This window comes from Neoakkermansia glycaniphila (assembly GCF_900097105.1).
GTDB classification, from domain to species: Bacteria; Verrucomicrobiota; Verrucomicrobiia; order Verrucomicrobiales; family Akkermansiaceae; genus Akkermansia; species Akkermansia glycaniphila.
On sequence record NZ_LT629973.1, the window covers coordinates 2,392,523 to 2,407,385 of the forward strand.

Sequence of the window (14,863 nt, forward strand, 5' to 3'; positions counted from 1 at the left end):
TGATAGACACATGACTTCATCAAAGATTCTGACCGGATTGTTGTCTCTCGGCATGATGGGTACGGGCGTGCTTTGTGCCGCTTCCACTCCTGACGCAGCCAATGCTCCTGCTTCTGGCGCGAATGTGTCCAGCCAGCAGGCCGATGGCGTGCTGGCCAACGATCTCGTGGAACTGCGCGTGCAGACCGCAGGCCGCAAGCTGGCCAATATGATTTTCACGGATAAGCTGAACGGACGTACATACGACCTCGGCCCCGATTTCTTTTCTCTTGTGATTGCCGATTCCGAGCCGGACGAGTTCCTGAGCAAGGAGGTCGTCAAGGAATCGACTCATGTGTTGCGTGCTTCCGATCTGGCGGCAGGGAAGCTGACGAAGACGGATATTCCCGGCGATCCGAAGGCGCGCCGCCTGGTGGAACGTGCGAACGGCTCCCGCCTGACTCTTCCTTTCGCGAAGACGGATAGCGGCCTGCAACTGACGTGGTGGGCCGAAGTGCGCGAAGGCCATCCTTATGTGCGTATTGGGCTGACGATTCTGCCCGAGCAGGGTTCCCTGCCTGCCCGCGAGATTACGGTGCTTGATTTCGCCGCTCCCGAAGCGGAGGTGGTCGGTTCCGTGAAGGGAGCTCCCGTAGTGGCCGCAGGTCGCCGCCTGTTTGCCGGGGTGGAACATCCTCTTTCCGTGAATGAGGCGGACAAGGGCCGGGTGACGGCGAAGATCAAGCACAAGACGGATCTTCCCAACCGTGCCGCAACGACGGTTTCTTCCGTGCTCGGCGTGTCGAATCCTTCCCAGCTTCGCCGCACGTTCCAGCTCGCCTATCTCAATGAAGAGCGTGCGAGGCCGTATGGCGCTTTCCTGAATTACAACAGCTGGTACGATATCGGCTATTTCGATCCCTACGATGAGAAGGCGGCGATGAACGTGGTGCAGACGTTCGGCGAGGAGCTGGTGCGCAAGCGCGGCGTGGTGCTGGATTCCTTCCTGTTCGACGACGGATGGGACGATACGCAGACTCTCTGGAAGTTCCATAAGGGGCTGCCGAACGAATTCCGCGATATTCGCAAGCTCGCCGAATCGTACGGTGCGGCTCCGGGCGTATGGTTCTCCCCGTGGGGCGGCTACGGCAAACCGAAGGAAAACCGTTTGGCTGCCGCCAACGGCAAGTTCGAGACGAACGAGAGCGGCTTTGCTCTTGCCGGGCCGAAGTATTATGACCATTTCCGCGATATGTGCCTGCACATGATCCGTGAAAACGGTATCAACCATTTCAAGCTCGACGGCACTTCCGGCGTGGAGCGTCTGATTCCGGGCAGCAAGTTTGCCAGCGATTTCGAGGCGATTATCAATCTGATCGACGGTCTTCGCAAGGAACGACCCGATTTGTATGTGAATCTGACGACGGGTACCTGGGCTTCGCCCTTCTGGTTCGGTATTGCCGATTCCATCTGGCGCGGCGGCTGGGACCACGAGTTCATTGGCGAAGGCAGCGACCGCAACCAGTGGATGACGTTCCGCGATGGGCAGATTTATGCGAATAACGTAGCTGTTTCTCCCTTGTTCCCGATCAACTCGCTGATGACGCACGGCGTGATCTATACGAAGCGCGCCCGCAATCTCCAGAAGGTGGAAGGCAACGACCTGACGAATGAAATCTGGTCGGGCTTCGGTTCCGGCACGCAGATGCAGGAGATGTACATTACTCCGTCGCTGCTGACCCAGCCGGAATGGGATACGCTGGCCGCGGCTGCCAAGTGGGCGCGGAATAATGAAGGAACCCTGGTCGATACCCATTGGGTCGGAGGAGATCCGGCGAAGCTCGATGTGTACGGCTGGGCCGCATGGTCTCCCGAAAAGGGGATTCTGACGCTGCGCAATCCGTCTTCCGTGCCTCAGACGTGGAGTTTCGAAGCCGCCTCTGTCTTCGAACTGCCTGTCGGCGCTCCCTTGCGCTACAAGCTGTCTTCCCCGAAGGGCGACAAGCTTCCGGTGGACAGGATCGAAGCGGGCAAACCCGTGAGCCTGACGCTGCAACCCTACGAGGTGGTCGTACTTGAAGCGACCCCGGAATAATAAAGGTTATACGATTTGATTTGCCACACGCGCCGGCATGTTCCGGCGCGTGTTTTTTTGCCAAATAAGTATTTTGTTGTTAGTGTGTTTATTTGTTTGCTTTCAGTTTTATATGGTGATTTTCAGATCTTGCGGATTTGGAATCCTATGTTCTTGACATGAGTTTTCTATTTATGTTAAATAATAAAGAGTCAACGCATTTGATGGGATGGATTCGATAGAATATTATTCCCGGAAAATGCGATTCTTGTATCAGGATACATTGTTAAATCGTTTACTGATTGAAACTTTCGTGTGTTTTTCTGTTGACACAGGATTCCAAATCCGCTAGATTAGATTTCAAGAACAATTTTACTTATCATTCTTACTTCATATGAAAAAAACTATCTCCATTTTATGTGCTTTGGCCGGCATCACGACTTCTGTTTCGGCAGGGACGGTGATGGATCAAAGCCTGTTCGGCTATACGAAATTCTCGGATGCCTTGCAGGCCGATGTCGGTTCAAGCAAGGAACAGGTGACAGGTTCGAAGGGTGCGGGTAATCTGGTGTGGTACGAGATGCTTCGCACTTATGGTGCCGGCGGGGCTGTGTTTTCCGGATTGACGATGACCCAGAACCATGCGACCGGAAACCGCATGATGATGACGGTAACCATGATGGTCGATACCTCCAAGATGGTGTTGCCGACTGCGTCGGGCAGCATTGCAACGATTTTTTCGACGGGCGGTGCGACGCAATGGGGGCTTGGCGTGCGGTCATCCGGCAAGCTGTGCTGGATGTGGGGTGGCAATGCCTGGGGGTCGGATATTGATTATACGCTTCCGACGAATGGTTCGCTGATGCTTTCCATGGTGACGGGACGCATCAATGGTGTGGCCGATGGCACGGAAGGCGCCCGTATTTATATCGGGGGAACGGATGTGTTCTTTGATGCCGGCGGCCTGAAATCCAATACGAGCGCCAATTCGCTGAGTATCGGGGCGAACAATGCCGGTAACAATACTTTGGCTTTGGCTGTTCAGCAGCTTTATGTACACAATACGTCTCTTTCCAAGGCGGAAATCGGCGCGTTGATGGCGGAAATGGAGCTTGTGCCGGAACCGGCAACAGCGACATTGAGTTTGCTTGGGCTTGCCTGTATGGCCTTGCGCCGTCGCCGTGCGGCTTGAGGGTGCTGCCACAGTGTTTTGTGCCGCAGGGCGAACCGTTTGACGGTTCGCCCTGTTGCCTGCCGGGATGTTGGGCCGAATTGGCTCCGTTGATTTTTCTTGCATTTCATTTTTGTTATTTTGGAGATTCGAAATGAAATGATTGAGTATGAAAGGAAGAAGATGATGGTTTATGTTGGGCGGATAATGAATCCGATGTCAACATGAAATGCTCAAACAACAGATAAAAGAACGTTTTAGAGAATAATACGATACACTATTTGCTCCAAGCGCCGGAATGATGTTTTTCATGGGAAAAAGCAATCATCAAACATCCATATTGTTACGCCAAATATATTCAACGATCAAGCAATAAGGATTCATTATCCGCTAGGGTACACGTGTCCAATTCAACTTTCTCTCTAATTGATATGAAGAAAACAATTTCTATTTTATGCGCATTGGTCGCTTTAGGTTCATCCGTTTATGCCGGGGTTTTGATGGATCAGAGTGTTTTCGGCTATACGCAATTTGCCGACGGTTTGTCTGCAGATGTGGGTACCCAAAAATCCTCCATTACGGGCACATTGGGCACGGGCAATGAGATTTGGTACGGTATGCTCCGCACACGCGGAACATCGGCCGCCCATTTTTCCGGCGCGGCTTTGTCCAGCATGCCATACGGCAGCGGCAATACGCGTGTTGCCATGTCGGTTTCTCTGATGCTGGATACGTCGAAACTGGTACGCCCCACCACGGGGTTTTCGACCATTTTCTCGGCCAGCAATGCAGCAGGTTTACAATGGGGACTGGGTATTACGAGTACCGGTAGCCTTTGCATGCTTTGGCAGCCGAACAGCAGCGGCTCGATTACCAATTACGCAACATTGGGCTATACGGTGCCTGCGACGGGATCGTTGTCTCTCTCTCTGGTGACAGGGCGCTATGAAGGAACTACCGATGGAACACGCCTTTATGTGGGCAATAGCAGCACCTATTTCACCAATACAGGGCTGAAATTCGGCGGAACCAGCATTACGCAGCTGAATGTCGGTGGAGATCGTACGGACAATTCCCGCCTGCAGGCGGCTGTGCAACAGCTGTATGTTCATGACAAGGCTCTTTCCCAAACCGAAGTCGGTTCTTTGATGGCGGAAATGGCGGCTGTGCCGGAACCTGCTACGGCAACGTTGAGCCTGCTCGGGCTGGCCTGCATGGCATGGCGCCGTCGCAGGGCTGCATGAAGCCGGAGGCTTCCATGTGTTTTGCAAAACGGATCGCGATGCGATCCGTTTTTTTGTTTGATGAGACATATGCCGTTTTGTGGGGAGGGTGGCAATAAGAGATGTTCGGGGCGATGTCTATAAATATGCCGTTGACATCGCATAGGTAGGTTATTATGATTTCGCGATTTCTCTTGATGCCGCACAGAGATGAAAGTATGTGGCCGAATGGAGATGAAATGGACGCGAGATGCCGATGACGAAGTGGTGGAAGATGCTGGTGCGTAGAGAACGGTTGCCGCAATGGGCATACTGGCTGTATGTGTTGATGGTGGCAGTTGTCCTGTATTATGCTACGTATACGGTTTCGTTCGGGGCGGATGATTTCTCCTCGGTCGATCGGTCGCTTGGGGCGCATTGGGCATCGCTGTGGAGTTGGAATGGCGCTGTGGCCACCTTGTTTTTTGCCGTTGCTCTGGATTTGTTCATCCGGGCAAGGTTTTGGGGTATGCTGTTTTGGGTGCCGTTCATGCTGTACCAGACGCTGCGGATGTATATGTATTATTGTCTGGGCATTTCCGACCCTTCTTCCTATGTCGGTATTTTTCTCGGGACGGATTGGGAGGAGGCACGCTCGTATATGACGTTCGGGAATGCGATGTGGCTCGCGGGGAGCGTGTTGGCGAATGCCGGGATTTATCTGCTCGGCCGTTTTTTGATCGTTCGATGCCGAATAATCGCATGGAGGTGGATTCCGGCGGCTGAGACGGCTTTTCTGGCTGGATGGGTCTGCATGGTGGAGTTTGCCTATATTTATATTTGCCCGCCGTATGATTCTTTTGTGATTGCCGTCTTGGATGCTCAGAAGACGATTCGCAAAGGTGGGGAGCTGGCTACATTGAAGAAGCTGCCGAAGGCGGCGGAGGGGGCGTCTTCCCTTGTGCAGCGGGGAGGCCCGGTGACGGTGATTTTCATCGTGGGGGAGTCGGTGCGGGCAGATCATTTGCAGGTGTGCGGCTACGAGCGCAGGACGACCCCGCTTTTGGCGGCAAGGAGGCAGCGGGGTGAGCTGGCTGTTTTTCCGAATGTGCTTTCGTTTGATACTTCGACGGAGAAGAGCGTGGTGGGGATGATGACCAATGCGGCGAATGATCGGAGGGTGCCGACGGTGGGTTCTTTTGTGTCGCTGTTCCGCAAGCATGGTTTTCAGACGGCGTTTTTTTACAATATGCGCCGGGAGGCGACGCCGCCGATGATGCTTTTGACTGAAGATTGCGAGGATCGGTATTTTTCGGATTCGTTTCTGGCGGATGGGATTTTGTCGCGTGTGAAGGATGTGTTGGCTGAGGGCGACGGGAACAGGCTGATCGTGTTGCAGACGAAGGGTTCCCATTACCATTATTCCAATAAGTATCCGCGTGAAGGGTTTTCCGTTTTTCTTCCCGATGAGCATGACCGGGATTTGAGTATGCAGAAGCCCGATCTGGTGAATGCCTACGATAATTCGATTCTGTATCTGGATTATTTTCTGGATTCGCTGATGGAGTTTTCGCGGGAGAGGAATGTGGTGCTGGTGTATTGTTCCGATCATGGAGAGTCTTTCGGAGAGGGTGGCCGTTTTCTGCATGGAGGGCCTCTGTCGATGATGGAGCAGCGGCAGGTGCCGTTGCTGGTCTGGTGTTCTTCGGCGTACCGGGAGAAGAATCCCCGGTTGTGGGAGAATTTGACGCGGAGGCAGGGAGGGGCGGCGGAACACGGGAATCTGTTCCATACCGTGCTGGGTTTGGCTGGGATATGGTCGGTCTGGTACGAGCAGGCTCTGGATTTGGCTGCGGAAGAGGCTGCCAGTTGATGTCGGCCTGTGGCCGGGAAGCAGGGACTGCAGGTCAGTCCCGATTCGGAGGCGGACTGTACCGGGAGAGGTAGGCGGTGCGGGGGCGGGTGCCGAGGTTATCCAGCAGGCGTGAGGCGCGGGGGGATGATTGGGCGTTGTAGGTGGCCGAGGGTTTGGCGAGTTTGAGGAGGTTGCCGAAGGTGATGGCCTGCTGGGGGCAGGCTTGCTGGCAGGCTGTTTGTACGGCTCCGTGCGGGAGGCGGAGCATGTCTTCGGTGAGTTCCAGTTCGGTGGAGGGGCGTTCGCCGGTTCCCTGCATGAGGCCGGAGCGGTGGCGGGCTTTGGCTTGGACGATGCGCTGGACACAGTAGCTGCATTTTTCCATGACGCCGCGCGAGCGGACGGTGACGTTGGGATTGCGCTGGTATTTGGTGTCTGCCTCGGAGGCTTTGGCGTAGTCGAAGAAGTTGAATTTGCGTGCTTTGTACGGGCAGTTGGCTGAGCAGTAGCGGGTGCCCCAGCAGCGGGGGTAGACCATGGCGTTGAGTCCGTCGTCGGTGTGGACGGTGGCATTGACAGGGCAGACGGATTCGCAGGGGGCGGCTTCGCACTGCTGGCAGGCGACGGGGACGCTTTGGAGGGTGGGGGAGCTGGCGCCGGGGCGGTGGCGGAGGTAGCGATCAATGCGGATCCACTGGAGGTCGCGGCCTTTGATGAGTTCTTGCTTGCCGACGAGGGGGATGTTGTTTTCCGCGCGGCAGGCGATGAGGCATGCGTTGCAGCCGGTGCAGATGTTGAGGTCGATGCTCATACCCCATTGTTCCCGTGTGTCGGGTGTACGGTCGGCGAGGTTGAGGGTGGGGGGCTGGCCGGTTGTTCCGGGCGGGGCGTCGAGGAGCTGAGGGGCGTGTTCGACGCTGCCTCGGAGGATGGTGGGCGGGTGGATGGCTTCGGTGCGCCGGGGCAGCGGGGAGAGGCGAAGGGAGGAGGCGAAGGCTTGCAGGCGGCTGCCGGGAAGGTCGATGTGCCGTGGCAGGATGACGGTGTTGTGCGGGATGCCGGGGTAGGGGAGGGCCGGGCAGGAGATGTGCGTTGTCCTGATGGCGGCGGTGAGGGTTTGAAGGCCTTCGGTTTTGCCGCCCAGAGAGGCGGCGAGTTCGGGGGAGAGGAGGGCGGCGTCTCCGCAGGCCATGCCGCTGACGGGGTCGGGCATTTCCTGCAGCCAGAGGTTGCGACGGTAGCGGCCGTCGTAGGCGCGGTAGCTCCATGGGCGGCGCAGGAGGGCGATGCCGGGTTTCAATGCACCGGGGGGGATGGCGTGGGCAGGCGGTTTGGGGATGGTGTGGATGGCCGGGTAGGCGGTGGCGGAGGTGTAGCCCTGGCGGAGGGTTTGCTGCCAGAGGGTTTCCTGTTCGTATGCGGGGATGCCGAGCAGGAGGTTGAAGGTTTTGCGGGTGCGGTGGTAGGCGGGGGAGAGGTTGTTGGGGGCGTTGCCTGCGGTGATGAGTTTGCCTTTGCTGCCGATGAGGCCGGAGAGGATTTCAAGTTCCGAGGCGGAGTCGTGCAGGGGGAGGATCATGGGCTGGCGCAGGCAGAGGCGGCCCGAGGGGTCGTATTCCATGCCCCATTCTTCGAGGTAGTGGGTGGCGGGGATGGTCCAGGTGCAGTGGGCGGAGAGTAGGTCGTTGTCGTAGTAGGCGAGGCGGATGCTTTCGATGGGGGTGTCGCGGAGGGCTGCATGGAGTTCCGGCAGGGTGTCGAAGGTGTCCTGCGGGGCGAGGATGAAGAGGGTTTCGATGGTTTTTTGCCGGAGGTCGAGGAGGAGGTCGCCGTACGGGATGGGGTTTTCCGGTTTGCGATGGAAGGTGAGGGTGCTTTCGGTGGCCTGCAGGATGACGTTGAGGGTGAGGACGACGCGGTGGAGGGATGCCGGAGCTTCGGGGGCAAGGAGGATGAGGGATTCTCCGCTGTGGCGGTGGAGGTCTTCCATGCAGGCGTGCGCCCAGCGGTGGAGCGGGGTGCCGTGAAGCGGTTCGCTGCCGTACGGTGCGAGGTCGGGGTGGCCGGTAAGTTGGTGCAGCGAGGCGGCGAGGGCGTGGATGAGGGTTGCCGTTTCGTCCGGGTGGAGCGGGTAGCGGTTGTCCGCGATGCCGCCTGTGATGGTGTAGTCGGTTTCTGCGGCGTAGAGTTTGGTGAGTTTGGCGTATTGGCCTTGAGGGTGGGCATAGTGTTCTCCTTCGGGTGTTTTGCCGAGGGAGAAGGCACGGTTGGGGCCGATGGGGAAGAGGCCGAGGAAGTCGCGCCCGATGGTGAGGATGCGGCTGGCTTGGTCGAGGTGGCAGGTTTGGACGGTGCCGGGGGCGATGGATGCGGCGAGTGCCTGTTCTTCATGGCTGGCGAGGGGTTCCCATGCGTAGAAGCGGGCGTTCGGGTTTTTTTGCCGTATTTCGCGGATGAGGGCTTCGCGGACGGGAGATTGCGCCTGATGGAAGAGGAAGCCGATGCGGCCGTTTTCCCGGACGTTGCGCGACCAGGCGGCGAAGGCTCCTTCGAATTCGGCAGGGTCCGCCGGGCGGCCGTGGAAGGTGGGTGCGGTAGCGCGTTGCGGGCTGTAGAGGTCGAGGATGGTTGCCTGGGTGATGGCATCAAGGCCGGAGTGGTCGGGGTATTCAGGGTTGGGATGGAGGCGGGTGGGTCTGCCTTCCTGGCAGACGGCGAGGAGGGGGACGGCTCCCTGCGCATGGGGCATGCAAGTGGCGTAGGAGATGTCCGCCCCGGGGATGTTCCATTCCGGCCCCGTCCGGTAGGGGACGATGTATTCTTCGACCCGGCGGCAGGCAGGCAGGAGGGCCGCCGTGAGGAGGCCCGCCAGTTTGAGGAAGTCGCGGCGGGTGGCGCCGTTTTCCCCGTGCTGTGGTTGGTCTTTGCTCAATGGTGGCAGGTGTTGCAGTTGGTGCCGGGGTCTATTTGCCACTGTTCGATGAGGCGGTCCGAGAGTTCGGGATCGTCCTGATATGCCGGGTTGGAGATTTCTTCGAGGGGGCGTATGCCGTATGGGCTGCGGTGGCAGCTGAGGCACCAGCCCATGCTCATGTCGGGGATGGCTGTGGTGCGCTCCTGTGTGTCGATGCCTTCATGGCAGGTGGTGCATCCGACTCCCCGGTTGACGTGGGCGGAGTGGTCGAATTGGACATGGGCGGCGAGTTTGTTGACTTTGTTCCAGCGGAAGGGTTCTCCGGTGTAGTTGGGAGAGTCCGGGTTGGCGGAGGCATGCAGGCGGGCGAGTTTGGGGCTGTCCGGCAGGATGTGCTTGTGGCAGGCAAGGCAGGATTGGGAGTCCGGCACTCCGGCTTTGGCGGAGTGGAGGGCGGAGCTGTGGCAGGCGATGCAGTTCATGCCCGCCTTCTGCATGTGGATGGCGTGGGAGAAGGGGATGGGCTGTTCGGGAGCGTAGAGTTTGGGACCCCACAGGTGGTAGGCGGTGATGGCTCCTGCGACGGCGAGGACGAAGCCGACGGAGAGGGCAATCCAGAGCGGGAGCCTGTTGGCGGATGGAGAGAAGAGTTGAGGCATCAGTAGCGGCCCGGCACGGGGATTTTTGCAGGTGGCAGTTTGCTGTCCATGCCGAGTTTTTCCGGCATGAGGCGGGTGGTGTTTTTCTTGAGGTCTTCGAGGAGGATGCGCTGGCCGGTGTGGGCGGCTTCCCGGCCGAGGATGGCGACGAGGGTTTTGTTGGCGGCGTCTTCGAGGGTTTGTTTCCAGTTGCCTTCACGGATGTGGCGCATGAGTTCGATGTGGGTTTGCGCGTACATGTTGGTGGGTTCGCCGCGGTAGCGCCAGCGGCGTTCGGACTGGATGTGGGGGCGGTAGGGTGTGTGGAGTGTGCCTTTTTCGCAGATGGTGCGGTCGGCGATTTCTCCGTGGCAGCCGTTCCATTGGCGGCAGGAGATGTGGGCTTCCCGTCCGTCGGCGTATTCGAAGTAGATGTCGTAGTGGTCCCAGACGTCGCCGTCGTCCTTGCGCTGGGCACGGCCACCGGTGCCTTTGGCGGCGATGGGGAGTTCTTCGCCGAAGGACCAGAGCATGCCGTCCACGGAGTGGCAGATTTGTTCGACGAATTGGCCGCCCGAGAGCCAGTTCCATGCCGTCCAGTTGCGGAGAGCCCATGAGAGGTCGCTTTCTCCGGCAGGGCGGGAGTTGAGCGCGAGGGGGGATTTCGGCGGGGTGGTGTAGTATTTGGCGTCGAAGGAGAGTACTTTGCCGAGTGCGCCTGCGGAGAGTTGTTCGTGGGCGGCGATGTTGGCGGCGTCGTAACGCCAGCAGAAGCCGTCGAGGATGACGAGTTGTTTGCTTTTGGCGATGCGGGAGGTGTTGAGGACGGAGAGGATGCCGGGGATGTCGACGGCGACGGGTTTTTCGACGTAGAGGTGTTTGTTTGCCTTGACGGCGGCGGCCAGCATTTCCGGACGGAAGGCGGGGGGCGTGGCGAGGATGACGAGGTCGACGTCGGTTTCCAGCAGTTTTTTGTAGGCGTCGAGTCCGGCGAAGCGGCGTTCTGCGGGAGCCTGGAAGCGATCGCCGAATTGCTGGGTGAGCAGTTGTTCGGCAGCGGTGAGGCGTTCGTCGAAGACGTCGGCCAGGGCCCAGACGACGGTGTCGGGGTCGGCATGGAGGGCATCGGCTGCCGCTCCGAGTCCGCGGCCTCCGCAGCCGACGACGCCTATTTTGAGGATGCGTTGGCTGTTCTGCGGTTCGGCTGCCTGTTGAAGGAGGGGAGCCATGGCGAGGAGTCCCGCGGCTCCGGCTACGGTTTTCAGGAAATGCCGTCGATGGATGGAGGGCGATCTCATGTGCCTGAGTACTTTAGCATGTCCCGGTTCGCTTTTCCAGTCCGAAAGGCGACTGTATGAGTTTTGCAGAGAGCAAATGCACAAAGCTTTCCCGAGATGGGAAATCTTCGCGTTCCATATGCCCGACTTGGCGCCGGGTGGCTGGAAAGAGGTGGAGTAGGCTCAGGTCAGTCTTTTTTGAGCAGGTCCCGGATTTCGCGGAGGAGGACGGTGTCTTCCGGTGTGGCGGGCGGCGGAGCGTCGGCGGGTTTTTCCTGTTCTTGCGCGCGGAAGCGGGAGAGGGCTTTGATGGCGAAGAAGATGCTGAGGGCGATGATCAGGAAGTCGATGATGCTCTGCAGGAAGTTGCCGTAGGAGAGGGAGACTCCGGTGCCGCCGAGGGCAAGCTTTTCTTGGGTGAGGTTGATGCCACCCGTGAGGTAGCCGACGCAGGGCATGATGATGTCGTTGACGAGGGAGGTGACGATTTTGCCGAAGGCTCCTCCGATGACGACGGCAACGGCGAGGTCGACGACGTTGCCTTTGAGAGCAAAGGCCTTGAATTCATCGATCCACTTGGGTTTGGCGAGGGTGGGTTTGTTTTTCATCGCATGTATTATAAGGCGATGCCGTGCGTATGGCAAGTGCCGGATGAATGCCCGGGGGATAATTGTTATTTATTTTTATAACAGTTATGCCTAACCGATTGAGCATTTTTCGTTTTGCAGGCGTCGCACTCTTCAAAGGCCATGATTGGCCTAACCAGTATAAAACCATGAAATCAACGAATCTTTCAGATGATCATGCGCAATCCTGCCACTGCTCCGGCGGTGCAGACGATTGCAAGGAGCCTGCATGCGATGCGACGAAACACGATTGCGGTTGCGGAGATCCTGCCTGCGATTGCGGTTCCGATTGCGATTGCAAGGAGCAGGAGTCAGGCTGCGGTTGCGGCTGCCATTCCGCAGTGCCCGCTTCTGCGAGTATTTTCGGTTCACCCGAGGCGGCTAGCGTGCTGCCGACTTCCGAGATGCCGAAGTATGCGATGCGTGCCGAGGATGCCTATCAATTGATTCACGACGAGTTGCTGCTCGACGGTAATGCCCGCCAGAATCTTGCGACGTTCTGCCAGACGTGGGATGAGAAGCAGGTGCGCATGCTGATGGATTTGAGCATCAATAAGAATATGATCGATAAGGACGAGTATCCGCAGACTGCCGCTATCGAGATGCGCTGCGTGAATATCTTGGCCGATTTGTGGAATTCTTCGAAGGATGAGAAGCCGATCGGGTGTTCGACGATCGGTTCCAGTGAAGCTTGCATGCTCGGTGGCCTGGCGGCTCTGTGGCGTTGGCGCGCCAAGCGGAAGGCTGCGGGCAAACCCTGCGATAAGCCGAATCTTGTTTGCGGCCCCGTTCAGATTTGCTGGCACAAGTTCTGCCGCTACTGGGATGTGGAGATGCGCGAGGTGCCGATGGAGCAGGGCAAGTTCAAGATGAATGTGGATACGATGCTGAAGTATGTGGATGAGAATACGATTTGCGTGGTTCCTACATTCGGCGTGACTTATACGGGGCAGTACGAGTTCCCCGGCCCGATTGCGGATGCCTTGGATAAGCTGGCGGCTTCCGGCGGTCCGGATGTGGATATTCACGTGGACGCCGCTTCCGGCGGGTTCCTTTCGCCGTTCATGGCACCGGAGATTCCGTTCGATTTCCGCCTGCCCCGTGTGAAGTCCATCAGCGCTTCCGGCCACAAGTACGGTCTGGCTCCCCTTGGAGCGGGCTGGGTGGTTTGGCGCGACGAGTCGCAGCTGCCGAAGGATTTGACGTTTGCCGTGAATTATCTCGGTGGCAGCATCCCGACGTTTGCGATCAATTTCTCGCGCCCGGCCGGGCAGATTATTTGCCAGTATTACGATTTCATTCGATTGGGCAGGGAAGGCTATACGGCCATTCAGAAGGCTTCGTATTCCGTAGCAGGTTATCTGAAGGAGCAGATTGCGCAGATGGGGCCGTACGAGTTCATCGCGGAAGGCAATCCCGAGAAGGATATTCCCGCCGTGTGTTTCTACATCAAGCCCGGCAATGACCATCTCGGCTATAATCTGTTCGAGTTGTCCGATCGCCTGAGGGAGCGCGGCTGGCAGGTGCCTGCGTTCACCCTGCCTCCCGATTGCCAGGAGACTGTGGTGATGCGCGTGATGGTTCGGCAGGGCTTCACGAAGGATATGGCCGATCTGCTGGTCGAAGATATGAAGCGCGGGATCGCCTTCCTGTGCGCCCATGCTCCGGCATCCCACTTGTCGGAGGCCGATGCCATGAGCTTCAAGCATACCTGATTTGTGTCCCGGCCGTTTCCGGCCGGTTGCACAGGCACCGCCGCCGGTTCTTCGGAGCCGGCGGTTTTGCGTCTCCGTGTCGGAACGGAAGGCCGCATGGCGTGTCCTTTTTTCGACCCGGACACTTATTTTGCTTTCCTATTGTGCCGGGAGACGGCATGATGGTTGAGCGCATTACCCGTTCCATCATGTCTTTTCTGAAAGCTTTCTGTTTTTATTTGCTCGATACCTGTTTCGCATGGTTTACTCCGAAATGGCGGCGTGAAGCCCGTTTGACGGGAAAGGCCGTCCGGAAGTATGTGAATTACAATTCGGACAGGATGGATCCTGCCAAGATCGCCGAGCTGGACGATTTGCTGGCTTCGTTGAAGGCGGCGTTGCTGGCATGGAACAGGGAGGAGAGTGTCCGGATCGGTAATTTGCTGCGGGCTCAGGCGGAGGGGCTTCCCGGCGCGCGGCGCGCGGGCTGGGTGGAGTGCGTGGAGTCAATTTTCGTGATTCTTCTCGTGTTTCTGGGTATCCGGACGTATTTCGTGCAGCCGTTCCGTATTCCGACGGGTTCCATGCAGCCGTCTTTGAACGGTATTTGCGTGCATCCGGTGGACGAGGTGCCGTCTCTTCCGGTGCGTATGGCGCATGCGGTGGCCTATGGTTCTTCCTATGTGGATGAGAAGGCCGATTCTCCGAAGACGATTACGGGTTACGATCAGCAGACGAAGTATTTGCTGTTTACCGAGACGGTGGTGACGTTCGACGACCGTTCGACGATTACGGTGCCTTCTGCGATGGGGGCCGTGCGCGATTATTTCCAGACGCGTTTCCAGACGGAGACTCCCCATTTCGAAGCCGGAGATACGATTATTCGCGCCCGTGTGGATGCGGGGGATCTGGTGCTGGTGAACCGCATGGCATACCATTTCCGCAAGCCGGAGCGTGGTGAGACGTTCGTGTTCGATACCCGTGGCATCAAGGGGATCGCAGAGCACAGCGGCGACCAGGCGAACGGTTCGCATTATATCAAGCGCCTGTGCGGCGTGCCGGGCGATTCGCTGACGATTGATTCTCCTCGCTTGCTGGTGAACGGCAAGGTGGCCGACGAATGGACGATTCGCCGGGTGATGGATCGGGTAGCTCCCTACAATTCCCACGGTTACGAGCCGTGCCCTCCCGCGCATCCCGTGCCGCCTCTGTTCCGCGTGCCGCAGCAGTATCTGGCTGCAGGGCAGACGCTGACTCTCGCCAATCCCCCTTCCGATCCGAATATGCGGGAGTATGCCGCGCTGGGGGATAATACGGTGAATTCGCTCGACTCCCGCTATTGGGGGCCGGTGCGCCAGTACAATCTTGTCGGTCCCGCGATGTTTTCTCTTTGGCCGTTTACCTGGCATTGGGGCGTGATCCATTAACTTGAC

The 14,863-nt window shown here is 58.1% G+C and carries 10 protein-coding genes; 6 read left to right on the forward strand and 4 right to left on the reverse strand.

Annotated features, from left to right (window positions below; translation table 11 throughout):
* The first annotated feature begins 10 nt into the window (after positions 1-10).
* From PYTT_RS10055 to PYTT_RS10070, 4 genes are all read left to right on the forward strand, one after another.
* Entirely contained in the window at positions 11-2,074 is a 2,064-nt protein-coding gene (locus PYTT_RS10055) for an alpha-amylase family protein (protein ID WP_141675805.1), read from the forward strand.
* Between the two features lie 373 nt (positions 2,075-2,447).
* Positions 2,448-3,245: a LamG-like jellyroll fold domain-containing protein gene (locus PYTT_RS10060; protein WP_067775651.1), complete on the forward strand. Its 798-nt coding sequence runs from the start codon at positions 2,448-2,450 to the stop codon at positions 3,243-3,245.
* A 479-nt stretch (positions 3,246-3,724) separates the two neighbouring features.
* Positions 3,725-4,468 (forward strand): PEP-CTERM sorting domain-containing protein, encoded by a 744-nt coding sequence (locus PYTT_RS10065; protein ID WP_067775649.1) that lies wholly within the window; start codon positions 3,725-3,727, stop codon positions 4,466-4,468.
* A 229-nt stretch (positions 4,469-4,697) separates the two neighbouring features.
* Positions 4,698-6,299, forward strand: coding sequence for a phosphoethanolamine transferase (locus tag PYTT_RS10070; protein ID WP_071133449.1), 1,602 nt, complete (start codon positions 4,698-4,700; stop codon positions 6,297-6,299).
* Positions 6,300-6,333: 34 nt separating this feature from the next.
* On the opposite strand, the gene PYTT_RS13855 is transcribed toward PYTT_RS10070, so the two are convergent.
* The 4 genes from PYTT_RS13855 to mscL form a co-directional block, all read right to left on the reverse strand.
* Positions 6,334-9,213, reverse strand: a complete 2,880-nt coding sequence (locus PYTT_RS13855; RefSeq protein ID WP_071133450.1) for a 4Fe-4S dicluster domain-containing protein — start codon at positions 9,211-9,213, stop codon at positions 6,334-6,336.
* Positions 9,210-9,854, reverse strand: coding sequence for a cytochrome c3 family protein (locus tag PYTT_RS10080; RefSeq protein ID WP_067773109.1), 645 nt, complete (start codon positions 9,852-9,854; stop codon positions 9,210-9,212). Before PYTT_RS10080 ends, PYTT_RS13855 begins: the two co-directional genes overlap by 4 nt.
* A complete protein-coding gene (locus tag PYTT_RS10085) occupies positions 9,854-11,131 on the reverse strand; it encodes a Gfo/Idh/MocA family protein (RefSeq protein ID WP_067773112.1) in 1,278 nt (425 codons plus the stop codon). The genes PYTT_RS10080 and PYTT_RS10085 overlap by 1 nt, the downstream gene beginning before the upstream one ends.
* A gap of 167 nt (positions 11,132-11,298) precedes the next feature.
* Positions 11,299-11,718 carry a large-conductance mechanosensitive channel protein MscL gene (gene mscL, locus PYTT_RS10090; protein ID WP_067773114.1) on the reverse strand — a complete coding sequence of 140 codons (420 nt, stop codon included), beginning with the start codon at positions 11,716-11,718 and terminating at the stop codon, positions 11,299-11,301.
* Positions 11,719-11,885: 167 nt separating this feature from the next.
* Between mscL and gad the strand changes: the two genes are divergently transcribed.
* Positions 11,886-13,451, forward strand: a complete 1,566-nt coding sequence (gad, locus tag PYTT_RS10095) for a glutamate decarboxylase (protein ID WP_083076460.1) — start codon at positions 11,886-11,888, stop codon at positions 13,449-13,451.
* Between the two features lie 188 nt (positions 13,452-13,639).
* Complete coding sequence (gene lepB, locus PYTT_RS13425; protein WP_071133451.1) at positions 13,640-14,857, forward strand: signal peptidase I; 1,218 nt, start codon at positions 13,640-13,642, stop codon at positions 14,855-14,857.
* The last annotated feature ends 6 nt before the right edge of the window (positions 14,858-14,863 follow it).